Genomic DNA, 24,632 nt, shown 5'->3' with positions numbered 1-24,632 from the left:
TAACTACTTTTAATCTTATTATAGTATAATAAAAGTATGTAGTAATTAAAAATTTATAATAGGAGTAATTATTATGGGAACAATGGGGTCTGAAAGAAGAAGCTTAGAACAGTTAAGAGTTTTCTTTGTTGCAGGACTTATTATGGGGTTAATAGGAAATATATCATATTTTTTAAGATATAAAGAAATTAATATAGAATTTTTTAATTCTATAGATTTACATGGTCTAAGCATAATGATGGCATTTTCTGTTTTAATTTTAGGTGTTTTTTCTATTGGGAATATTAAGTTAGCTGTTAATGATGAAATTATGATAAACACAAAAAAGAAAACTTTTATTTATAAAATAATATGCATAATATTTGCTATATTTACCTTAATAATTTCTATGATATTTAAAGATTTAATATTAATTAGACTTGAAATATTAATAGAAGCTATTTTAGTAATTCTATATATAAATGAAAGAAAAATAGTATCTTATGAATTAATGGATATTCAGCTTAGGTGGAAAAGAGATTTTAATTATCCAGGAAGCATTGATAAGGAGAGTAATGTCTTTTGGAGGATTAAAATTAGATTTTATCCCCATATGAAGGTGAAATGGAGTGACAGAATTCATAGAATAAGAAAATATAATATTTTATTTTTAATTATATTATTCTTAGGAAGATTTGAGATTACAGCATTTTGGTTTTTAATAATTTTTATACAAGATATAATTTATTTTATTGAAGTTATTTTTGGTTTATATACTAAGACTAGTGGAATATGTACAGGAATTATTGACGTAACCAGTAGTAAATCTAGAATTCCAGTATATAAAGTATATATTACTAATTATGAGACAGAAGAAGAAATTACTTTTAAGGTAAGAAATTATTGTTATATTCAAGAAAGAGATGAAGTTGTTGTAGTTCATGGAGCAATTAGTAAAAGGGTTATAGAGGTTCAGGGAGTAAGAATGGATTTTATTTAGCAAGTTTTATCCTTACTTTTCTAAAAAAATTACTGAGAATTTTTATTTTCAGTATTTTTTTTTGTTGAAATTTACCAAAGTGTTTAAAATGATGAATTTTGGAGATTTTTATATTAATATGTTATTATAAAAAAGAATTGAAATAAAATAAGAAAAAGGATAGGTGATAATATGAAAACTAATTATCATACACATAATTATAGATGTAATCATGCAGTTGGTACAATTGAAGACTATATAGAAGAAGCAATAAGAGAAGGATATGATGAAATAGGAATATCTGACCATCTACCGCATCCAGGAAAGAATATAGATAATGAAAATAGAATGAATTATGAAGATTTACCAATATATTTTAAGGAAATAGATGATGCAAAGGAAAAATATAAAGGAAAAATATCTATAAAAAAAGCAATAGAATGTGAATACTTTGAAGATTATCATTGGCTATATAATGACTTTAGAGAAAAGTATAAAGTAGATTATTTATTATTAGGGGTACACTTTTTCCCTTATAAAGGAGAATGGACATACGTAGGGGGAATAAAGCTAACTCCAGAAATATTAGAAATTTATACTGATTATATTATTAAGTCAATGGAAAGTGGATTTTTTGACTGCTTAGCTCATCCAGATTTATTTGGAGTTAGATATAGAGACTGGGATGAATATTCAATAAAAGCATCAAGAAGAATTTTAGAAGCTGCTGAAAGACTGGATTTTCCAATAGAAATAAACATAAATGGTTTCAAAAGAGGGAAAGTTAAATATAACTTGGGAGAAAGATATTTCTATCCTATAGAAGAGTTTTGGAAATTATCTAAAGAATATAATGTAAAAAGAATTTTAGGAGTAGATGCACATTTTCCAGAAGATCTAAGAAACAGATATATGGGAGAAGATTTTGCAAAAAAATTAAATTTAGAAGTAATAGATAAATTATAGTGTGTAACTTATGTTACCGAAAGTCTGTAATTATTATGTTAGACTATCTTTAGAAAATAAATAATTGGAGGAAAGATATGAGCTTATTTTTAGGAAAAATTCATTATTGGTTATTTAATAAGATAGTTTGGTTTGAAGACCTTGAAGAAGAAATAATTAATTTAGCTAAAAAAGAAGGATTAGATGTAGATACTTTATCTATTGAAATAAATAATAAATATGGGGGGAAATTACCTAAGCTTCCTTTAGAAGAAATGATAGATACTTCCAATATACATGGATGGCTTCAAGATAGAATCCATTCTGCAGAATATAGACTTGCAACTTGGACTATAAATATCTTGAAAAAAGAAGGAACAAAAGAAAAGTTGGAAGATTTATTCATAAATCAAGGATTAAAAGCAGCTAACCAGGTTATAGAATCAGGAAAGTCAGTAAATGATGCCCTTGATATATTTAATGCTGTTAATGACTATATTTTAGATGGAATGCCATGTGATAGAGTAAATGAAGTTATATCACAAGATGAAGATAAACTACTTTGGAAAAGAAGAATTTGTGTTCATAAGGAACTTTGGGATACTGTAGGTGGAGATGTTAATTTATTTTATAATTTAAGAGACTTATGGATAAAGTCATTTGTTAATAAAGTTAATAGTAATTACAAGTATTGTTTCCTAGGAAATAATGAATTCTCTATAGAAAGAGTATAGGTGAAAATATGGATGCAATAAAATTAATGATGGAAGAGCATGAAAATATTAAGACTATGCTAAAAATAGTAAGAAAAGCATCTTACTCTATATTAGAAGGTAAAGATGTTAATTATGAAGACTTCAATAAAATGATTCAATTTATAAGAAATTATGCAGATTCCCATCATCATAAAAAAGAAGAGATAATGCTATTTAATAGAATGGTAGATGAAATAGGAGAAACTGCAGAGAAAGTTGTTAAATATGGAATGTTAGTTGAACATGATTTAGGAAGATTATATATATCAAGTTTAAGTGAGGCTTTAGAAAGCTTAAAAAAAGGAAATGAAGAGGCTAAACTTGATATAATAGCAAATGCTGTATCTTATACTAATCTTTTAGAAAGGCATATCCATAAAGAAGATAATGTTATTTATAAGTTTGCACAAAGAGAACTAAAAGAAGATACTATGAATTTAATAAATAGTGAATGTGTAAATTTTGAAAATGAATTTAATGATGTAAAAGATAAAAATTTATATATATTGGAAGAATTAAAAAATAAATATTGCATATAACAATTAAGATATTTTAAAATTATTATTGGATCTAAAAAACATAAGGATAGGTGATATAATATGATTACTAAGGACATGACTATAGGGGAAGTTGTAAGAATTAAGGAAAATGCTCCAGAAATATTAATGAGCTTTGGAATGGGATGTATAGGATGCCCATCAGCTCAAGCTGAAAGTATTGAAGATGCAGCAAAGGTTCATGGATTAAATTTAGAATCTTTATTAGAAGCTTTAAATAAGTAATATTAATAAAAACTGTACCAAGCATATAGTGTTTGGTACAGTTTTTTTTTGTAAAAAAATATATAAAAAACTTTAGTATAAGACAATTAAATATCACATCTTTTATATTACTTCATAATATGTACTATAATTACAAAAATCAATATATAGTATTGTAGTTTTTAGGAAAGGAGAATATATGTCCATTAACTTTAAGAAATTCGTACCACGACCTGGACTAGTAAATAAGCAAGGACGTTTACCAGATCCATCAGAGTTAGTTTGTGTAGAAGTTCCAAAGGTTTTTGACCAATGCTTAATAAAGAGATGCTTAGTTTATGCTGAAGGACTAGACACCTTAACAACTGATGAAGAACTAAGAAGTAATCCTTTAGTAAATCCTAAAAGATATTTATCAAGCAGGGACTTTAGAGTAAGACTACTATCAGTTGATAAAATTCCACTTAAAGGAGATCCAAACTTTAAAAAGATAGTTCTTAATTATGTAATTACTTTTTATTCAGACTATATTGATGATAGTGGAGTAACTCAATGTGAATTCTATGAAATTAATAGAACAGACATTATAGGAAGATTCTATTGTCCAGATTCTATAGCACAAATTTCAGCAAGTAGTGATGAAGATTGTACTTGTGAAGAGTCTAATATAATTAAGCTTGAAATGGTAGCAGAGTCGTTAGATGGACAAATAGTAGAGGATGAAGCTGGTGATGAGGTTTTAGATATAACCTTAGGTTATTTCATAGTAGTAAAATGTCAATTATTAGTACAACTTTTAATTCCAGCTTATGATTACTGCCCTGTACCAAGAGAAGCTTGCGAAGAAGAACCAGAAGAAGATCCATGTGAAAGATTTGATAGAGCACCAGTTCCTAAGTTCTATCCAGATCAAAATTTAGAACCACTATTCCAAGAATGTGATGAGGAAGAAAGATAATTAAAACTAAAATTACAAAAGATAAACAATAAATTATCTTAAAAATAAAAAATAAATAAAAAACTATAAATACTAATTTAGAAATATTCTTATTATATAAAAGGGAGGATTCAATTTATGAATTCAATGTCAAGAGGTTATTATGAACCTTGTGGAAGAGAAAAAAGAAGAGAAGAAGAAAAGAAATGTCCAACAATTATAAAATGTGGATGCCCTAGTTCAGCACAAATTCTTACAACAGCTGCAGCACCTACAGCAACTGGTACAATTGCATCAGTTACAGTAGATAACACTTGCTTATGTGATCCAATAACTAAATTAGAATTTGCAACAATTATTTCTACAGCAACTGGCGGATTTGCTGGTACAGTAACTTTAAGAGTATTTAAACAATGTAGACATCAATTTACACCAGCTCCTATTGGACCTGCTTGGACTGTAACCCTTACTGCAGGAGCTACACTACCATTATCTTTCTTTATCTGTGATTCTGATTCATGTGAAGATGATTGTTGCACTTATACAGTAGTTGCAACAGCTACTGCAACAGCTTCAGGTATTGTTACATTTAACAATGCTACACTTGGAGCAATTTCAACATGTAAATCAAATAAATGTAAAGAAAAATGTAGGGAATAAGAAGATTTGATATATTAAAAAACTACTTTAAAATATTTAAATAATTGACTATGAAGTAAAGTTTAATTAAATTAAAAAAGTCCCGGAATTTGTAGCCATATATTCCGGGATTTATTACATTATAAAAAGAAAGTTTTTAAAGAATTTGAGGATTCTTATAGAAAAAAACATAAAAAATTTAGTTGAATGAAGTAAAAATAAAGAGGTGTTTTATTGGTGGAATATATTTAGCCTTTATATTAAGAACTAAAAATAATAATAATTAATATAATATAATAGAGTATTAATATAAGGTGGTAAAATGATTTATTTAGATAATGCAGCTACCTCTTTTCCAAAACCATCTAAGGTATATGAAGAAGTTTTGAATTGTATGAAAAATTATTGTGCAAATCCAGGAAGAGGCTCTCATAATATGGCAATTAAATCTGCATTAAAAGTAATGGAAGCAAGAGAATTAATAGCTGAAATTTTCAATATAAAAAGTCCCTTTAATATAGTTTTTACAAGTAATGCTACGGAAGCTTTAAATATAGCAATTAAGGGAGTATTAAATAAGGGAGATCATGTAATTAGTACAGTTATTGAACATAATTCTGTTCTAAGACCATTAAATACAATGGCTAAAAATGGGATAGAAATAACAATAATATCCTCTGATAAAGCAGGTTATATTAATCCTTTAGATATAAAAGACGAAATAAGATTAAATACTAAAGCAATAATAGTTAATCATGCATCTAATGTACTAGGAAGCATACAAGATATTAATAGTATAGGCAAAATTGCTAAAAGGTACGGAATTATTTTTATAGTAGATGCATCTCAAAGTTCTGGCTCTATTAGCATAGATGTAGAAAGAGATAATATAGATTTATTAGCCTTTCCAGGGCATAAGGGATTTTTTGGTCCCCAGGGGATAGGAGGGTTATATATAAAGGAAGGGATTGAAGTTAAAGCATTTAAAGAGGGGGGAACAGGAAGTAATTCCAATTCTATGGACCAACCTTTAGAATTACCAGATAGATTTGAAAGTGGCACTTTAAATACACCAGGTATAGCAGGTTTATGTGAAGGGTTGAAATTTATAAAAAAGATAGGAATAGAAAATATTTATAAAGAAGAAATGGAATTAATGGATCAACTTATAAAAGAATTGAAAAAGTTAGATTTTATAAAGATATATGGAAGCATGTCTTTAAAAAATAGATTAGCAGTACTTTCTATAAACATGGAAGGTGTTGATGCTTCCGTTGTGGGGGAGAAATTAAATGACTCTGAAATTGCTGTAAGAACAGGCTATCATTGTGCGGCATTAATTCATAAAGTAATTGGTACAGAATATAGAGGGACAGTTAGAATTAGCCCAGGATGTTTTAATACAGCAAAGGATATAGATGAATTAGTAAAGACTATAATAAAGATATACAAGTCAAAATAAAAATTTTAGTAGATACATATATAATTATATATGTAAATAAAAACATTAGGGTGTGAAGTGATGGAGGAAAAGAGTATTTCAAGAAATAAGAACCTTTTAAATACTCCTAGTGATTATGATAGATATATTATTCTTGAAAATGAACTAAAGAAAGAAAATAGAATAGAGGATTTAGAAAACCTAATAAATTTATTAAGTCCTCCAAAAGATATACGGAATATTTGTACTAGCCATAAGGGAAAAGGAGTAAATATAGCAATAGTTGGTGCTGGTGAAGCGGGTCTTGCGGCAGCTTACGAATTAAAAAAGATAGGATGTAATATTACTATTTTTGAAGCAAGTAAAAGGATAGGGGGAAGAGTTTATACTTATTCCTTTGATAGATTAAATAAGTATTATGGAGATTTTGGTGAAATTAGTATTCCTATATCTCACTATACAACTTGGCACTATATTAATTTATTTAATTTAGAAACTTATCCATGCATAAATAAAGATCAATATTATTATTTAAGAAATAGTTTTGCTTATAATACAGAAAAGCAAATAAAAAAGAATATTTTTCCAAAGTATACTTTAACAAAGACAGATAAAATGAAATTAAAAAATAGAGAACATTTAAGTTTATATAACAAATATTTGATGAAATTATCAGCAGAGGAAAGAAAAGAACTAATAGAAATAAAAAAGAATTATTCCAATAAGATAGTTGATTTAGATAAATTAACCTTAAAAAGAGCTTTTGAATTAGAAGGCTTTAGTGAAGATGCTATAAATATGATAGGATATATTAATGGAATTAAGGAATGGTATAATTTTAGTTTAACTGAATTTTTACAAAAACAATACACCTTAGACTTCAAGAATAATTACAGTATTATAGGTGGAATGATAAAATTACCACAGGCACTATATAGTGCAATAATAGATTCAGATTTGAAATCTTATTCTAATATAAGTAAAGAAGAGTTAGGAATCGTTAATGTTAAGTTAGGTTCTTCTGTTGAAGAAATATTTAATAATAAAGATAGAATAGCTTTAAGATATAAAGATTTAGAAAATAAATTAGAAGTTACTGAAGACTTTGATTTTTTATTAATTACAGCACCTTTTAATAGTATAAAGAGAATAAAAGGTATTTCAGTCTTTAGTAATGATAAATTAGCAGCAATTGATGAGATAAAATTAAAAAATTCTCAAAAAATATATTTATATGTGAAAGAAAGGTTTTGGGAAAAGGGAGGAAATAATAAAAGAATAATAGGGGGAAAGACAATAACAGATTTACCTATCTATTCTATTGAATACCCTTTAAATAATGAAAGTATATATTTTGATGAAAATAATAATGCTTGTGTAGATATAAGAAGAAGTTCAAAGAAACCTGGCATATTACTAGCAAGTAGCAGTATTGGAGATAAAGCAGATGAATTTTCTTACTTAACTGATGATATAAAAATAAATGATACTATAAGTTATATTGAAAATATTCATAATTTATCAAAAGGATATTTAGATAATATTTTATTAGATTATAAATCATTAGTTTGGTCTGATGTGCAATATATCTGGGGATTTTCTACAATATATAAACCAGAGGACAAGACTTTATATTCTTATTCAAGTATAAATCCTGAATTTAATAGAAGAGTTTTCTTTGCTGGAGATAGCTCAAGCAATAAACATGGAACTCAACAAGGAGAATTGCAAAGTGGAGCTATAGCTGCAAATAATATAGCTGAAGAAATATTAAAAATGAATAATTAATAAAATAAAAATGACCTACTACTTTAATAGTGGGTCATTATATATTTTCTATTTAAGTACTTTTCTAAAAGTATAAAATTTATTAGACTAATAACTACCTCATAAGTAGAATTAAAGTTTAAAATATTAATCTAATGGTTCATCCTCACAAGTTTCATTGTCTGGGAATAATGGATCTAAATGTTGATCTGGATAGAACTTAGGAATTGGAGCCCTATCAAATACTTCACATGGGTCTTCTTCTGGTTCATCTTCACAAGCAACTCTTGGAACTGGACAATAATCATAAGCTGGTATTAAAAGCTGAACTAATAATTGGCATTTAACTACAATATAATAACCTAAAGTTATATCTAAGAATTCATCAGAATGTTCATCTGCAACTATTTCACCATGTAATGCTTCTGCTACCATTTCAAGCTTAATTAAATTATTATCACAAATTTCATCACCAAGGGTAGTTGTAGCTTGAGATATTGAATCTGGACAATAGAATCTTCCTATGGTATCAGTTCTGTTAATTTCATAATACTCACTTTTAGTTCTTCCATCACAATCAAGATAATCTGCGTAGAAAGAAATAGTATAGTTTAATATTATCTTCTTATATCCATGTTGTTTTTTTAGTGGAATTTTATCAACATTGTTTAAAGTTAGCTTAAAGTCTCTGCTAGAAATGTATCTTTTTGGTGCTTCAAGTGGGTCACTTCTTAATTCACAATCAGTAGTGGTTGTATCTGGACCATCACAATATACAAGGCATCTTTTAATTAAACATTGATCAAATACCTTAGGTACTTCTATACATACTAATTCAGCAGGATCAGGTAAGCGACCTTGTTTGTTTACTAGTCCTGGACGAGGCATAAATTTTTTAAAGTTAATGGACATATAGACTCTCCTTTATAAAATACTAAATTATCATTTAACTACTCACAATATATGATATGAAAGAGTAATGAAGTGGTGATATGAAAAATTGTTTATTGATAAAGTTTTTTATAATTAAAAATTGCATAATGTATAATAAATAAAAATATACTTTTATAGATGGTTTATGTATATATTTTTTCATATAGATTATTTGTATATAAAGGAGAGGTGAGCATGAGAGGGTTATATCCATGGCTATATGTTGACTACAAAGATAATTTATGGAGATTTTCAGTAAATGACAATAAAGAGTTAAATTATAAAATTATGTATACAGAAGGCAAGTGGACAAAAGAAAACTTAATCGACAGTAGGGTAACGGGCTTTGGATTATTTGTAGACGATAGTGAAGGAATACATTTAGTATATTCTAATACTAAAGGTGAATTAAGATATTGCACTATGAAGGATAAAAAATGGGTTGGAAAAATTTTAGACAAAATAGAAGATACTAACTATAGTATTGAAAGTATTAAAATGAAAATTATTGGAACAAATATGCATATTTTTTATTCCTTAGCTAGTGAAGATGGTAGTGATCATGGAATTCTTATGCATTGTATATGGGATGGTCATAAAAGTAGTACTAATAAGCTACAAGACATAATTTTAAAATCTAGTCTAAAGGAATACTATTTAATTAATGTAAGTACTAATAATGAAATCTATTTATTTTACTTATCTGATGAAGGCGATGAATTATCATTAAATTATTCAATTTATCAAAATAGACAATGGTTACCTTCTAACAGGCTTTATGGAATTCAAGGTGAAGAAGTATATTTTGATGTGGACTTAGATAGAAAGAATATCCATGTTTTAAATAGATCTAAGGAAAATTCCTATTACTTTTTAGATCATGTAATAATTGATTCAACAGGAAGATTTAAATATTTTAGAGTATATGAAGGAAAAAATAATATTAGTGAACCTTTGTTAATTAATATTTCGAATAAAACATATTCTTTTTGGATCGAAAATAATGAAATATTCTATTCAATTTTTATTGGGGATAAGTGGTCGCAAGAAAAGAAATATATTAGAGATAATAATATAAAAATAGAAAGATGTAATGCTTATATAAGTGAAGTTAAGGAAGGAAGTATAAAAGGGAAAAGTATTTATGCTACAACTGGATTAGATATATATTTATATAATCCTAAGGACTTAATAATAAGTGAAAGAACTGAATATAGTAATACAATAAAGAATGATAGTCGAGATAATTATAATAATGAAGATATAGAAAAAGTAAAATCAGAACTATATAAGGTAAAGGAAGAAAATAAAGAGTTAGAGGATAAGCTATATCATTTAAATATATTATTACAAAAAAATCAGCAGGGAATAGAAAAATATAGTCAACAATTAGCTAGAGCTCAAGAACAAAAAAGAAAGGCAGAAGAAAATAGCAATATTTTCTTAGAATTACAAAAGAAAATTCAAGGTGAGAATGAAACCTTAAATGAAGAAATATATTCATTGAATACCAGAATAGATTCACTAATTCAGGAAGTAAATTTAGTAACTATAGAAAGAGAAAAATTAAAAGATATAATAAATTTATATCTTGATGAAATTGAATTTTTAAAAAATGAAATAAAAAATATTAATGTAGATTTATCAAAGAAAGAAGTTGCCATAGAGGAATACAATATACTGAAAGAAGAAAATAATGAACTGAGTAATAAGATATCCCTATTACAAGGAGAAAAAGAAAGTATTGAAAATGAAATAAAGGATTATTTAGATGAAATAAATTTACTTAAGGAAGAAATAAATAGCTTAACTCAGGAACTAATACTAGGTGAAAGAAAAATTCAAGAAGAAATTGACTTAAAAATTACACTAGAAAATAAAAATAGAATAATTCTAGAAGAAAACTTATTAATGAAGAAAGAACTATCTTCACTAATAGAAGAAAATAAGAGAATTAATGAAGAGCTTGAAATAGAGAAAAATAAATCTGTAATGGAAAAGCTTCTTAGAAAAAGGAATTAACTTTAATGGAAACTTATAAAAAGCAATATCATAAAATGAAATTATAAATTACAAAAGGAATTGGAGAAGAATATGAAAGTAGATGAATATGACTATATAATGGTCTTTACTTCACATTACAGAGCACTTTATATTTATGATAGATTAAGGCTTAAAAATATTAAAACAAAGTTAATAACAGCTCCAAATAAAGTAAATATAAGCTGTACACAAGCTTTAAAAATTAAAGAAGAGGACAGAGAAAATATTAAGCTGGAGATTGATAGAAATAATATTTATCCAACAGCTGTATTTAAAATCATAAAGAAGGGTAAAGAAGAGGAGTATGAATTAATAGAATAGTAGGGGAGGAGGAATCCATGGTGAATGCAATAAGTAAGAATATTTTTTATGTATCTAATTTAGGAACAAATAAGATTTCTATAATTAATGGTGAAAACTTAAGTATTATAGATGAAATTAAAGTTGGTCCAAGACCCTTTGAAATAGCCTTAGATAATAAAAATAATATATATATTGCCACAGATAGAAATGATAAGGTTACTATTATTGATAGTGTAGCAAAAGAGATAAAAAAAATACACATTCCTAATAATGGTCATGTAAAAGTGGATTCCATCTCTGAAAAAATTTATGTTTCTAATACAGAAGAAGTTTACATATATGGATTAAAAGAAGATAGGATAATCGATAAAATAAGCGGATTTGTTGCTGTTAATAGTATTGAAATAAATAAGGATGGAAGTAAGCTTTTTATTTTAGATATTTTTCAAAATGAAATAAAAATTTATGACACAGTATCACTAAGACTTTTAAAAGTTTATAAGAATATAGGGGAAAATCCAAATTGCTTTTGTATTGGAGAAGAAGAAAGATATATATATATAGGAAATAAAGGTATAAGTAAACTAGGACTTAATGGGAATTTAGTATTTATTGATTTATATTCTGATGAAATTTCGCATATAAGCTTTCCTAAAGGATCAGATATTACAGATATTGAGGGGGATTTAGGGTTATTATTTACTGTGAATTCAGGACTTAATAGAGTGGAAATTATAGACACATCAAAAAATAGTATCATAGGCAGCTTAAAGACTTCCTTAAGTAACCCTCAAAAAATTAAATCTTTAAAGGATAATACTTTACTTCTATCAACTAGTAAAGACAAGGAGGGGAGAGGGGCATTAGATTTAATTGATATTTATAATAAAAAAATATTAAATACATTAATGTTTAAAGATAAAGACTCAAATCCCTATGACGTAGCAGTAATTCAAAAAGAAATTTATAAGAATGAAGATATATTAAGTAATACAAAACCTAATATAGAAGAAATGGAAGGTGAACTTATTTTAGCTAACAAAGTATTATCTACTTACAAGGAAAAAATAATATTTCAGCAAGAAAAGGTTGAGATAATTAATAAAGATAAAATAAATATAGAAGAAATAAGATTTGAAAATTGTAAGATTATTGAGGAAAGCAAAAATAAAGAGTTTATTAGTAATAAGGAAGATTATATAATACTAAATTTTGAATTTGTAATTCCTTATTATATAAAATCTATTGACTATAATAGAGAAATATTAAATATTAAAGGAAATTTAAGGGGAAAACAAAAGGCTATTTTATATATATCAAAAGAGGAAAGGGAGGATTTAGATTTCATAATCAAGTCCTCTAGCAAAATTATGTCTTTTCCATATATAAAGGATAATTTCGTTATATTTGATGTTAGTTCTATTATTTCAACTTATGTTATAAAAGAAGAACTTATATTTATACCTTCTAATGGAATAAATAATAATATAAAGGAGGTGTAATATGAAAAATAAGGAATGTAATGATTTTTTATTAAGAACTAAAGATAAGAAATTATTAAAGTTTTACCATAAAGAAAAAATAGGTATTATTTGTGAAGAGTTTATAAATAATAAAATAATTAGTAAGAAAATCTTAGCTAAAGATTGTCTTAAATATTTTTATATATTTGAAGATAATAATAGAGATATTAATTTAATATATCAAGACTTAACAGGCAATATTATTTTATGTGTGTTAAGTGAAGGCAATATAAATTTTAGGACTATTTTGTATACTAAGAATAATTTTATCACTCCAATTAATAGTAAAGCTATTGCATTAACAGATAATTATTTTATCTTTTATACATTAGAAAGTGACCCAACTACATTGTATCTTCGTAATAATATTAATTCTCAAAGTACAATAATTTATAAAGAAAAAAATGATATAGACATAAATTATAAGGTTCTACAGGAGAAAGATAATATATCTCTAATAATATTTTGCACCTCTTTTAATATGTTCAAAATAATTCTTAAAACATATAACTTAAAGAATAAAAAATGGGATAACGATAAAATCATTTTCATTTCAAAGAATTCATATATAGATTCATCATTTTGCTTAATTGATACAAAAATTCATTCTCTATTTATTATTAATGAAGAAGGGAAAAAATCATTAATATACAAATATAACTCTTTAGAAAAAAGTCAGTATAAACAAAGAGAATTTATTATATATGAAGATGAGAATTTATCATCTTGTTTAATTATTGAAGTGAAGAATATTATTTACTTACTTTGGATAAGTAAAAATAAACTTTATGGCTGCTATTCTCTAGACTTTGGAGAAAGCTTTTCTAGTGAATTAACTTATATAGATAATATAGAAGATAGTACTAGGAAAATAGAATTTATTGATAATGGAGAAACTAAAGAAATATATGTAAGTGAAAAACTTAGGGAAATTACTTTGTTTTTAGAAGAAATATTAAAACTAAATTATTCTTTTAATATAAGTCATAAGGAAATAGCTTATAGACCTAAAGATAAAAACCAGGTATTACAATTAAAAAATTAAATCTTTTAGTATAAGTAAATATGAAAAGGAGGGAATTAAGTGGGGTACAATATATTAATTGGAGGAAGTGCCGGACAAGGTCTTGATACTATAAGTGACTTTTTAGAAAAAGTCATTAAAAAATCAGGCTTTTACTTATTTTCAAACAAGGATTATATGTCAAGAGTAAGGGGAGGACATAACTTTGTACAAATTAGATTTGGAGAAAATAGAATATTTGCACATAAAGATAAATTAGATTTAATACTTGCTTTAGATGAAAATACTGTTTTATATCATAAAGAAAAGCTTATGAAAGACGGGGTTATAATAGCTGATAAGGGTATTAAGGTTGATGATGAAAAAATATTAAAATTACCATTATTAGAATTAGCAAAGAGCATTAGTCTATCAAAAGCTTTTACTTCAGTTGCAGCAGGGGTAATACTGAAATATTTTTCTTTGAAAATAGAAGGCATAGAAAAATATTTTAATAGTAAGCTGTCAGAGGAAATAATTAATAAGAATATTGAAGCTGTTAAGCTAGGCTATGAATTAATAGATTCAAAGTATCAACTTAAGGGAACAGATTTATCAAATAATATTTTAATTAATGGAAATAATGCAATAGCCTTAGGAGCAATTGCAGGTGGCGTAGACTTTTATTCAGCTTATCCAATGACACCAGCAACTAGTATTATGACTTATCTATCTAAAAAGCAAAGTGAAATAGGAATTGTTGTTGATCAAGCTGAAGATGAAATTGCTGCTATAAATTTTGCCATAGGTGCATCTTATGCTGGTGCAAGAGCTATGACTGGAAGCTCAGGAGGAGGAGTTTCACTTATGGTGGAAGCTTTTGGACTTGCAGCTATAACTGAAACTCCAGTTGTAGTTGTAGATTCACAAAGACCAGGTCCAGCAACTGGATTACCAACAAGAACAGAACAAAGTGATTTAAGTTTTTTATTAACTGCTGCACAAGGAGAATTTCCTAGAGCTGTAATAAGCATAAGAAATGCAGAAGATGGATTCTATAAAACTGTAAAAGCATTAAATTTAGCTGATAAATATCAAACCTTAGTAATTATATTAACAGATCAATATTTAGCAGATGCCAATCTAACTATTCCTAAATATGATTTAAGTAATGTTAAGATAGAAAAATATATATCTAATGGTGAAGAACTACAAGAAAGGGAAGAATATAAGAGATATAAGATTACTGAAAATGGAGTCTCACCAAGAATGATACCAGGAAATTCAAAAGGTCAAGCTGTCTTAGTAGATAGTGATGAGCATACAGAAGAAGCACATATTACTGAAGCTTCAAGTGTAAGGAAGGCTCAAATGGAAAAGAGAATGAAAAAACTTCAATTAATAAAAGATGAAATGGAAGAACCAGAATTTATGGGCAATGAAGATTTAGAAATTTTATTAGTAGGTTTTGGATCAACCTATGGAGCTTTAAAAGATGCTGTAGATGAGTTGAGCAGTGAAGGGAAAAAGATTGGTGCATTAAGTTTTGGAGATATTTATCCATTGCCAGAGAAAAATTTAAGACTATATGCTAATAAGGCAAAGAAAATAATAAATGTTGAGCAAAATTATATAGGACAATTAGGAAAGCTTATAACTCAAGAAACAGGGATTTTAATGAGTAATAGCATATTAAAATATGATGGAAGACAAATAACAGGAAATGAAATTGTTGAAAAACTAAGAAGGGAGGAGTTTTAATGTTAGACTTAAATATTTATAAAAGTAATGATGAAATTGCATGGTGTCCAGGCTGTGGGAACTTTGGGATTTTAATGGCATTAAAAGAAGCATTAGTAGAATTAAGTCTAATGCCTGAAGATGTAGTATTAGTATCTGGAATAGGGCAAGCAGCTAAAACTCCACATTATATTAAAGCTAATGGATTTAATGGACTTCATGGAAGAGCACTTCCACCAGCACAGGGGATAAAAATGGTTAATAAAAATTTAAAGGTAATAGTAACAAGTGGTGACGGAGATTCCTATGGAGAAGGAGGAAATCACTTTTTACATTGTATTAGAAGAAATCTAGATATGGTTCATTTAGTTCATGATAATCAAATTTATGGTTTAACAAAGGGGCAAGGTTCTCCAACAACAGGGAAAGGACAAGTCACTTCAATGCAATTTGAAGGAGTATATATGGAAGCCATGAATCCATTAGCAATTGCAATAAGTGCAGGAGCTACCTTTGTTGCAAGAAGTTTTTCAGCAGATAAAGAACATCTTAAATCCATGATTAAAGAAGCAATGAACCATAATGGATACGCTTTAGTAGATATAATGCAACCTTGTGTAGTATTTAATAAAGTAAATACTTTTAAATGGTATAAGGATAGGATTTATAAACTAGATAATAGTTATGATTATACTAATAAATATGAAGCACTTAAAAAGGCAGAAGAATTTGGAGATGGGGGTATACCTATAGGAATAATTTATAAGGATAATACTAAGAAAAGTTACCATGAAGTGCACCCAGTACTAAAGAATGGAACTAATTTAATAGATAGGAAATGGAGCCCCTATGAAACAGAAAAACTTATTGATGAGTTTTTATATAGTTAAATTGTTTTTATAAGAATAAAAAGAGTAAAGTATGAAATATATTGATTTTTATCAGTATATTTCATACTTTTTATTTTAAGCTATTTAAATATTCTTTTACATCCTTATAATTTCCTTGGAAAATAATTTTATCTTGTACATTTTCTAAGGAGTATTTATAAAGAGGGTCATAATATTCCTTTAAAAATAACTCTATCCAATATTTGTGATAGTCTATACTACCTGTAGATAATTGGCTATTATAAGCAAAACTCAGGCTATCTATAACCTTTTTAAACTTATCTCCACCTAATCTCTTTTTTAGTCTTTCCATACTTGAATATATGTAATTAAACCATTCTTTCAAGCCTTCTTCCAAGCCATATATTTTTATGTATTCTTCTTGGGATTCTATAACATATTCCTTTAAGGTATTTTCTATTCTTTCTTCAAGACTTGAAGATAAAAGAACTATATCTCCAGAATGAAAATAATTAAAAAACTCTTGAGGAATAAAATTTTTTCCAATGTTTTTACCTTCATCTTCAAAAATTAAGTATTTATAGCCTTTATTTTGTTTTTTTATTAAATCATAAGCTAAATTATTTTCAAAATTTATTTGAGTTGGCTGTGGTTTAACGTGAGCTCCAAAAGAAGAACCTCTATGATTAGCAATTCCTTCTAAATCTATAGAATTGTTCAACTCCTTTAATAGCTTTGTTTTTCCAGAACCAGTATAGCCAGTAAGAACTATAGGGGTATAGTTTTGATTTTCTTTTAATAAGGAATCTAGTAAGTAATTACGAAAAGCTTTATATCCTCCTAATATTCTCGGAGTATTCATATGTAATTCTTCATTTATCCATTCTTGAGCTATTCTAGACCTAGAACCACCTCTAAAGCAATAAATTATAGAAGTTGGACTTGATTTTATAAAGTTTGTCCATAAATTTAATCTATCTTCTTTGATTTTTCCAGATACTAGACTATATCCAAGTTTAGTTGCTTCTTCATTTCCTTTTTCCTTATAGCAAATTCCAATTATATGCCTTTCTTCATTATTCAATATAGGAATGTTAATACTATTAGGAAAAGCACCCTTTTCGTATTCTATAGGGGAGCGGACATCTATTAGTGGAGTATCATTTATTACTATACTTTTAAAATTATTAGTTTGATATGGGTTTTTATCCATCATAAGCTCAACCTTCTTGCAAAAAAATTTTTTCAATATTAAAATTATATATAAATAGTCAAAATATTTCAATCATTGTGACTTAGTTACATAAAAATTTTTAATTATGGTTTAAAATATAATTAATAAGAAAGTACATAGGAGATGGTTAAATGTTTGGAATATTTAATAAAAATGCAGGGAAGGTTATCAATGTTAATGATATTGATAATTTAATTGGAAAGATTAATTTAATAGATATAAGAGAACCTTATGAATATAGAACAGGAAGTATTAAAACAGCAAAAAACATACCAATGAGTGATCTATTAGGAGAACCAGATAAGTATTTACAAAAGGATAAAGAATATCACATTGTTTGTCAATCAGGCGGAAGAAGTGCTAGAGCTTGTAGCAAGTTAGAAGGTTTAGGATTTGATGTAGTTAACGTAGCAGGTGGAGTAGGATCTTACGTTGGAAGCAAAAGAAAATAGGTAAGAAGTAAGAGGGAAGAACTATTAGTTCTTAACTTTTAACTATTAACTTAATTTAGGGAGGTTTTGGTATGAAAAAAGTATTAATAGTTGGTGGAGTTGCAGGTGGAGCTTCAGCAGCAGCAAGACTTAGAAGGTTAAGCGAAGAGGACAAAATAATTATGTTTGAGAAGGGACCTCATGTTTCATTTTCAAATTGTTCACTTCCATATCATTTAAGTGGAATAATTGATGAAGCTGATAAGTTAGTTCTTATGAGTCCAGAAAAGTTTAAGGCGCAATATAATATTGAAGCGAGAGTAAGTAGTGAAGTAGTTGCTATAGACAGAGCAAAAAAGGAAATTGAAGTTAAGAATTATTTAACAGGTGAAACTTATAGAGAAAGCTATGATAAGTTAATCTTATCTCCAGGAGCGAAACCTATAGTTCCTAATATTCCTGGTATTGATAAAGTAAATGTATTTACAATTAGAAATGTTGTAGATATAGATAAGTTAAATAAATTTGTAAAAGAACTTAATACTAAAGATGTAGCAGTAATTGGTGGAGGTTTTATAGGAATAGAAGCAGCTGAAAACTTAAGAGAAGCTGGATATAATGTTTCATTAGTTGAGGCATTAAATCAAATATTAAAACCTTTTGATTATGATATGGTTCAAATATTACATAAAGAAATTTATGATAAGGGAATAAACTTAGTAGTAGGTGACAAGGTAGAATGCTTTGAAGAAAACAAAGTAGTGTTAAATTCTGGTAAAAAGATTAATGCAAAAGCTGTAGTAATGGCAATAGGTGTTTCACCAGAAACTAGTTTAGCAAAGGAAGCAGGTCTTGAAATAGGGGTTACTGGTGCTATTAAAGTAGATAGCAATTATAAAACAAGTGATGATGATATATATGCAGTTGGTGATGCAATCGAAGTTTATAATGCATTAACTCACAGTGTAACTAAGTTAGCATTAGCTGGTCCAGCATTAAAACAAGCAAGATCAGTTGCAGATCATATTAATGGCAAAAAAGGAATTAATAAAGGTTATATAGGATCTTCAGCTATAAAAGTATTTGATTATAATGCAGCATCTACAGGCTTAAATGAAGGATTAATTAAAGCATTAAATATGAATATAGATTATGAAATTGTAAGATTAATTACAAATGATAAAGTAGGAATTATGCCAGATTCAAAGCCACTTCACTTTAAGTTATTATTTGAAGTTCCAACAGGCAAGGTCTTAGGAGCTCAAGCAATAGGTATGGGTGATGTAGCTAAGAGAGTAGATGTAATTGCTACATTAATAAAATTAGGTGGAACAGTGGAAGATTTAAAGGATTTAGAACTTTGCTATGCACCACCATATAGTACTGCTAAGGATGTTGTAAATTATGCTGGATATATTGCTTCAAATTTATTAAATGGAGATTTTAAGCAAGTTAATATAGATAAGGTAAGGGAATTAGTAGAAAGTAATGCTTATATTGTAGATGTAAGAGAAGTTAGAGAATATGAAAATGGTCATATTAAGGGAGCAAAGAATATTCCATTAAGTCAATTAAGAGAAAGAGTTAATGAAATACCAAAGGATGTTCCAGTTTACTTACATTGTAGAACAGGTCAAAGAAGTTATAATGCTACTTTAGCATTACAAAATCTTGGATATAAAAATTTATACAATATAACAGGTAGCTTCTTAGGATTGTCTTTCTATGAATATTATAATGATATAACTACAAATAGAGAAAGTATAGTTACAAAATATAACTTTAGATAATATCAAATTTAAATAGATATTAACAATAACTACTAGTAATTTATAAGCTGCTTATGCAGCTTATAAATTAATGATTCTTCATATAATGATGAATCAAAATAATTAAATTATAAGTGTTTAAACTTTAAAAAAAATGTTGTCTATTATCTTAGTAAGACAACATTTTCTATATATATTGTTAATGGTATGAATTATTATAATGAAATTAAGAAACACAAGATAAAATTATTAAAAATAATATATTTTTGATGGTTTAATAAAGGAGGTTTTATTAATGGAACGTTTAAAAGGTAAAGTTGCTATTATTACAGGAGGAGCACGTGGAATGGGTGCATCTCATGTAAGACTATTTGTAAGTGAAGGCGCAAAAGTTGTATTTACAGATTTAAATGAAGAAGAAGGTAGAAAATTAGAGGAAGAATTAGGTGGTAATGCAAAATTTATTAAACATGATGTTACTGATGCTTCAGGTTGGGACAAAGTTGTAAAAGAAACTGAAAAAATATTTGGACCAATTAATATTTTAGTAAATAATGCTGGAATATCTATGAACAAATCTATTATAGAAATGACTGAAGCAGAATATAGAAAAATAGTAGATATAAATCAAGTTTCTGTATTTCTTGGAATTAAGGCATTAGCTCCTTCTATGAAGCAAGCTGAAACAGCTTCAATAGTTAATATTTCATCTATGAATGGAATGGTAGGGGGTGCAATTGGTTATACAGATACTAAGTTCGCAGTTCGTGGAATGACAAAGGCAGCAGCACTTCAATTATCACCATATGGAATAAGAGTTAACTCAGTACATCCAGGTGTAATAGAAACACCAATGGTTACTGAAGGAGAAGCCTATGAAACAATTAAGAAGTTTGCTAAACAAATTCCAATGAGAAGAATGGCTAAGCCAGAAGAAGTTTCAAACTTAGTTCTTTATCTTGCATCAGATGAGTCAAAATATTCAACAGGATCTGAATTTGTTATAGATGGTGGATTAACTGCAATGTAGATAATTGTAGGATATTAAGATACTATTTATGTGCTTACTATAATATGTTCAAATGAATTACATATTTAATTCTTTTTGTGTAAATAAAAAGCAGATTTATATCTGCTTTTTTTATTTATATAGAAATTTACTATAGAGATAAATTTTTTTATAGCCTAATACTATAGTTCATTTTGTTAATAGTTAAGGGGATTAATGTAATGGATATTTTATGTTTTTAATAATATTTTTATACAAATATTTTATATTATTGTGCTAAAATATAGAGTATAAGATAAATAATGTAAATCCTATTGTTTTATTAAAAAGTATAATTTATATAAATAAGTAATAAAACAATGGAGAATGGAGAGTGATAGTATGAAAAAAGTAGAAGAAAGATTTCTAGAATATGTTAGGATTAATACAAAATCTGATGAAACAACTAGAGTAACACCAAGTACTAAAGGACAGTTAGTACTTGCTGAAATATTATGTAATGAGCTAAAGGAATTAGGGTTAAAGGATGCAAGAATAAGTGAATATGGATATGTATATGCAACTTTAGAAAAGAACTGTAATAAGGATTTACCTTCAATAGGATTTATATCTCATATGGATACTGCACCTGATTATAGTGGGGAAAATGTAAATCCTAGAATAGTTGAAAATTATGACGGCGGAGATATTAAATTAAATGATTCAGTAGTTTTATCTCCGAAATTTTCACCAGAATTAAAGCAATATATAGGACAAAGATTAATTACAACAGATGGAAATACACTTTTAGGAGCTGATGATAAAGCGGGTCTTGCAGAAATAATGACAGCAGTTGAATACTTAATTAATCATCCTGAAATAGAACATGGAGATATAAAGATTGGATTTACTCCAGACGAAGAAATCGGTGAAGGGGCAGATCATTTTGATGTAGAAGGCTTCGGAGCAGATTTTGCTTATACTATGGATGGCGGAAGAATAGGTGAGTTAGAGTTTGAAAACTTTAATGCGGCAGGTGTGAAAGTTAAAATAAAAGGTGTTAATGTTCATCCAGGTTATGCTAAGAATAAGATGCTAAGCTCTATTATGGTAGCAAATGAATTTATAAATAGCCTTCCTTTAGATGAAGTTCCTGAAAAAACAGAAAAATATGAAGGTTTCTATCATCTTTCAGATATAAATGCAACCGTAGAAAATACAACATTAAGCTATATTATAAGAGATTTCTTTACAGATACTTTTGAAGGAAGAAAAAATAAGCTAAAAGAAGTAGAAAAGAAATTAAATGAAAAATATGGAGAAGGTACTGTAATTGTTGAAATTAAAGATCAATATAAAAATATGAAAGAAAAAATAGAACCTATTATGCATATAGTAGAAAATGCTAAAGAAGCAATGATAGAAGCAAATGTAACTCCTAATATTAGACCAATTCGTGGAGGAACAGATGGTGCTAGATTATCATTTATGGGCTTACCAACTCCAAATATATTTGCAGGTGGAGAAAACTTCCATGGCAAGTATGAATATGTTCCAATTGAATCTATGGAAAAAGCAGTAGAAGTTATAGTAAATATAGTAAAGAGATACGGGAAATGTGCTGACACACAATAAACAATGAAATAATTAAAAAATGAAAAAATTAAGGAGAAAACTCCCTTTGGGGAGTTTTTTTACTACAATTCTTCATTTTACATTTTACATTTTTCATTTCTCCAGGGGGTGTTTTTATTACTAGATATGATATTTATATTTTAGTCAAATTAATATTAAGTATATATGTATCTTGGACAAGTATAGAAAATAATAGTATAAACTTCATATTAGTCTTTTATATTCTTTTATATATTATAATTATATTTATTAAAGGAATGTTAGAAAGATATAATTTATTATTTAGAATCCTATCTATAATGGAAGCTGTTTTTGTAGTTATTCTTGCCACTAAATATATAAATATAGCAATATTAATGCTTAGTATTTTAATAGTTGAATTATTTATAAAAGATATAAAAAATATATATTTAGGGATATTCGTATCAAATATACCATTATTATTTCTATTAAAAGATAGTGATTTAAAAAATGCAGTAATAATTCTAGTTAATATGTTAGCTTTTATAGTAATTTATGAACTTCAAGCTAAAAAAATAAAAAAATTAGATGAAATACAAGAAGATCAAAGAAAGCTAATATATAATTTACAGAAGAAAATGGCACAAGAGATGGATATACAAGAACAAATTCTTTATACAGCAAGGCTGGAGGAAAGAAATAATATTTCTTCAAGATTACATGATAAGATTGGCCATACTATTTCTGGTACTTTACTTCAATTAGAAGCAAGTAAATTTATTTTAGATAAGGATAAAGACAAGGGATTTTCAATGTTAGAATCTTGCATAGAAAATTTAAGAAAAGGTATGGATGAAATAAGAATGACTTTAAGAAATATAAAACCTGCTGAAGAGGAACTTGGAATTAATCGGATAAGAAGAATTTTAGACGAGAAAATTAAAGGAACTAAAATAAATGGAAAAGTAACCTATGCTGGCAATCTTGATAAGATTAGTGCTAGTTTATGGATGGTTTTTATGCATATAATAACTGAGTTAACTACTAATTCTATTAAGTATTCTGGAGGAGATTTAATAGAAATAAAAATAGAAATTTTAAATAAGTTTATAAAGTTAGAAGTAAAAGATAATGGACTTGGATGTGAAAAAGTAAAAAAAGGTATTGGATTAAGAAATATTGAAGAAAGTATAAGTAATTTAAAGGGAAAGATGATAATTAATAATGAAGATGGCTTCGATGTTATTATTTTAATTCCATATTAGGGGGAAGTATGAGTATAAAATTAGTAATTGCCGATGACGATGCATTGATAAGAGAAAGTTTAAAAATAATTTTATCTTATGATAGAGAAATTGAAGTTGTTAATACCTTTGAAAATGGTAAGGATTTAGTTGATTTTTTATTAGAAAATAAAATTCATATAGCTTTGGTTGATGTTAGAATGCCATTAATAAACGGTGTTAAAGCAACCTTAGAGATTTCACAAAAAACTGAAACAAAGGTAATAATTCTAACTACTTTTGATGAAGATGAATATATAAGGGAAGGAATAAAAAATGGAGCTAAGGGATATTTATTAAAAAACACTAAACCAGACAAAATAATAGAGACAATAAAGCTTGTAAATAGTGGAATAGCTGTAATTCAAGAAGAAATATTAAATAAGCTTTGTAATAATCTTATTTCATCAATTAGTAAAAAAGAAAGAGCTGATGAAAATATTTTTACTGAAAGAGAATTAGATGTAATGAAAGCAGTTTCTGAAGGCTTAAGCAATAAAGAGATATCAAAGAAACTTTATATCTCTGAAGGTACAGTTAAAAATTATATAACAGCTATATTACAAAAAACAAATTTGACACATAGAACACAAATAGCAATTTATTATATAAAAAAGATGGGAATATAATTTTTTAGATTATAGATAGTATAAAAATATATGACTATTGTCATATGAAAGAGATGACCTTTGCTAGATTTTTAGCAAGGTCTTTTTTTATATAATAAAGTTA

Annotated in this window: 23 protein-coding genes; 21 read left to right on the top strand and 2 right to left on the bottom strand. The window is 26.9% G+C overall.

All coding sequences use genetic code 11. The features are described 5' to 3' along the window. The first annotated feature begins 73 nt into the window (after positions 1-73). The 9 genes from ACFYH6_RS12255 (at position 74) to ACFYH6_RS12215 (ending at position 8,224) form a co-directional block, all read left to right on the top strand. Positions 74-979 (top strand): hypothetical protein, encoded by a 906-nt coding sequence (locus ACFYH6_RS12255; RefSeq protein WP_316342130.1) that lies wholly within the window; start codon positions 74-76, stop codon positions 977-979. Between the two features lie 171 nt (positions 980-1,150). Continuing rightward, the gene (locus ACFYH6_RS12250; RefSeq protein WP_316342131.1) at positions 1,151-1,924 is read left to right on the top strand and encodes a histidinol-phosphatase; all 774 of its coding nucleotides are present in this window, start codon (positions 1,151-1,153) and stop codon (positions 1,922-1,924) included. Between the two features lie 77 nt (positions 1,925-2,001). Continuing rightward, positions 2,002-2,637 (top strand): hypothetical protein, encoded by a 636-nt coding sequence (locus ACFYH6_RS12245; protein ID WP_416178716.1) that lies wholly within the window; start codon positions 2,002-2,004, stop codon positions 2,635-2,637. A gap of 8 nt (positions 2,638-2,645) precedes the next feature. Beyond that, positions 2,646-3,197, top strand: coding sequence for a hemerythrin domain-containing protein (locus tag ACFYH6_RS12240; protein WP_416178715.1), 552 nt, complete (start codon positions 2,646-2,648; stop codon positions 3,195-3,197). Between the two features lie 60 nt (positions 3,198-3,257). Next, on the top strand, positions 3,258-3,440 hold the full coding sequence (locus tag ACFYH6_RS12235; protein WP_316342134.1) for a DUF1858 domain-containing protein: 183 nt from the start codon (positions 3,258-3,260) through the stop codon (positions 3,438-3,440). A gap of 178 nt (positions 3,441-3,618) precedes the next feature. Continuing rightward, positions 3,619-4,377 carry a hypothetical protein gene (locus ACFYH6_RS12230; RefSeq protein ID WP_316342135.1) on the top strand — a complete coding sequence of 253 codons (759 nt, stop codon included), beginning with the start codon at positions 3,619-3,621 and terminating at the stop codon, positions 4,375-4,377. Between the two features lie 117 nt (positions 4,378-4,494). Next, positions 4,495-5,016: a DUF4489 domain-containing protein gene (locus tag ACFYH6_RS12225; protein WP_316342136.1), complete on the top strand. Its 522-nt coding sequence runs from the start codon at positions 4,495-4,497 to the stop codon at positions 5,014-5,016. A gap of 301 nt (positions 5,017-5,317) precedes the next feature. Continuing rightward, complete coding sequence (locus ACFYH6_RS12220; RefSeq protein WP_416178714.1) at positions 5,318-6,457, top strand: aminotransferase class V-fold PLP-dependent enzyme; 1,140 nt, start codon at positions 5,318-5,320, stop codon at positions 6,455-6,457. A gap of 60 nt (positions 6,458-6,517) precedes the next feature. Continuing rightward, entirely contained in the window at positions 6,518-8,224 is a 1,707-nt protein-coding gene (locus ACFYH6_RS12215) for a flavin monoamine oxidase family protein (RefSeq protein ID WP_416178713.1), read from the top strand. A 126-nt stretch (positions 8,225-8,350) separates the two neighbouring features. Here ACFYH6_RS12215 and ACFYH6_RS12210 read toward each other — a convergent pair whose 3' ends face one another. Continuing rightward, the gene (locus ACFYH6_RS12210) at positions 8,351-9,115 is read right to left on the bottom strand and encodes a hypothetical protein (RefSeq protein ID WP_416178712.1); all 765 of its coding nucleotides are present in this window, start codon (positions 9,113-9,115) and stop codon (positions 8,351-8,353) included. A 216-nt stretch (positions 9,116-9,331) separates the two neighbouring features. Here ACFYH6_RS12210 and ACFYH6_RS12205 point away from each other — a divergent pair, with 216 nt between their 5' ends. From ACFYH6_RS12205 to ACFYH6_RS12180, 6 genes are all read left to right on the top strand, one after another. After that, entirely contained in the window at positions 9,332-11,158 is a 1,827-nt protein-coding gene (locus tag ACFYH6_RS12205; protein ID WP_316344263.1) for a hypothetical protein, read from the top strand. 72 nt (positions 11,159-11,230) lie between these two features. Next, positions 11,231-11,500, top strand: a complete 270-nt coding sequence (locus ACFYH6_RS12200; protein ID WP_316344264.1) for a DUF3343 domain-containing protein — start codon at positions 11,231-11,233, stop codon at positions 11,498-11,500. A 17-nt stretch (positions 11,501-11,517) separates the two neighbouring features. Further along, complete coding sequence (locus tag ACFYH6_RS12195; RefSeq protein WP_416178711.1) at positions 11,518-12,984, top strand: hypothetical protein; 1,467 nt, start codon at positions 11,518-11,520, stop codon at positions 12,982-12,984. Between the two features lies 1 nt (position 12,985). Then, positions 12,986-14,050: a hypothetical protein gene (locus ACFYH6_RS12190; RefSeq protein WP_416178710.1), complete on the top strand. Its 1,065-nt coding sequence runs from the start codon at positions 12,986-12,988 to the stop codon at positions 14,048-14,050. A 39-nt stretch (positions 14,051-14,089) separates the two neighbouring features. Beyond that, positions 14,090-15,769: a 2-oxoacid:acceptor oxidoreductase subunit alpha gene (locus ACFYH6_RS12185; RefSeq protein ID WP_416178709.1), complete on the top strand. Its 1,680-nt coding sequence runs from the start codon at positions 14,090-14,092 to the stop codon at positions 15,767-15,769. Continuing rightward, entirely contained in the window at positions 15,769-16,638 is an 870-nt protein-coding gene (locus ACFYH6_RS12180) for a 2-oxoacid:ferredoxin oxidoreductase subunit beta (protein ID WP_416178708.1), read from the top strand. The genes ACFYH6_RS12185 and ACFYH6_RS12180 overlap by 1 nt, the downstream gene beginning before the upstream one ends. A gap of 70 nt (positions 16,639-16,708) precedes the next feature. Here ACFYH6_RS12180 and mnmH read toward each other — a convergent pair whose 3' ends face one another. Further along, positions 16,709-17,815 (bottom strand): tRNA 2-selenouridine(34) synthase MnmH, encoded by a 1,107-nt coding sequence (gene mnmH, locus ACFYH6_RS12175; protein ID WP_416178707.1) that lies wholly within the window; start codon positions 17,813-17,815, stop codon positions 16,709-16,711. A gap of 149 nt (positions 17,816-17,964) precedes the next feature. Between mnmH and ACFYH6_RS12170 the strand changes: the two genes are divergently transcribed. The 6 genes from ACFYH6_RS12170 to ACFYH6_RS12145 all read left to right on the top strand — a co-directional run bounded on the left by ACFYH6_RS12170 (position 17,965) and on the right by ACFYH6_RS12145 (position 24,529). Continuing rightward, the gene (locus ACFYH6_RS12170; RefSeq protein ID WP_316344270.1) at positions 17,965-18,285 is read left to right on the top strand and encodes a rhodanese-like domain-containing protein; all 321 of its coding nucleotides are present in this window, start codon (positions 17,965-17,967) and stop codon (positions 18,283-18,285) included. A 71-nt stretch (positions 18,286-18,356) separates the two neighbouring features. Further along, on the top strand, positions 18,357-20,054 hold the full coding sequence (locus ACFYH6_RS12165; protein WP_316344271.1) for an FAD-dependent oxidoreductase: 1,698 nt from the start codon (positions 18,357-18,359) through the stop codon (positions 20,052-20,054). A 274-nt stretch (positions 20,055-20,328) separates the two neighbouring features. Then, a complete protein-coding gene (locus tag ACFYH6_RS12160) occupies positions 20,329-21,063 on the top strand; it encodes a glucose 1-dehydrogenase (protein ID WP_416178706.1) in 735 nt (244 codons plus the stop codon). 345 nt (positions 21,064-21,408) lie between these two features. Next, positions 21,409-22,656, top strand: a complete 1,248-nt coding sequence (gene pepT / locus ACFYH6_RS12155) for a peptidase T (RefSeq protein ID WP_416178705.1) — start codon at positions 21,409-21,411, stop codon at positions 22,654-22,656. A 257-nt stretch (positions 22,657-22,913) separates the two neighbouring features. Then, positions 22,914-23,882: a sensor histidine kinase gene (locus tag ACFYH6_RS12150; protein WP_416178704.1), complete on the top strand. Its 969-nt coding sequence runs from the start codon at positions 22,914-22,916 to the stop codon at positions 23,880-23,882. An 8-nt stretch (positions 23,883-23,890) separates the two neighbouring features. After that, a complete protein-coding gene (locus ACFYH6_RS12145; protein WP_416178703.1) occupies positions 23,891-24,529 on the top strand; it encodes a response regulator transcription factor in 639 nt (212 codons plus the stop codon). Positions 24,530-24,632 lie beyond the last annotated feature (103 nt).

The organism is Clostridium sp. HCS.1 (genome assembly GCF_047900555.1).
Classification (GTDB): Bacteria; Bacillota; Clostridia; order Clostridiales; family Clostridiaceae; genus Clostridium.
The sequence above is the reverse complement of the archived record's forward strand: the minus strand, read 5'-3'. Positions and strand labels throughout refer to the sequence as shown.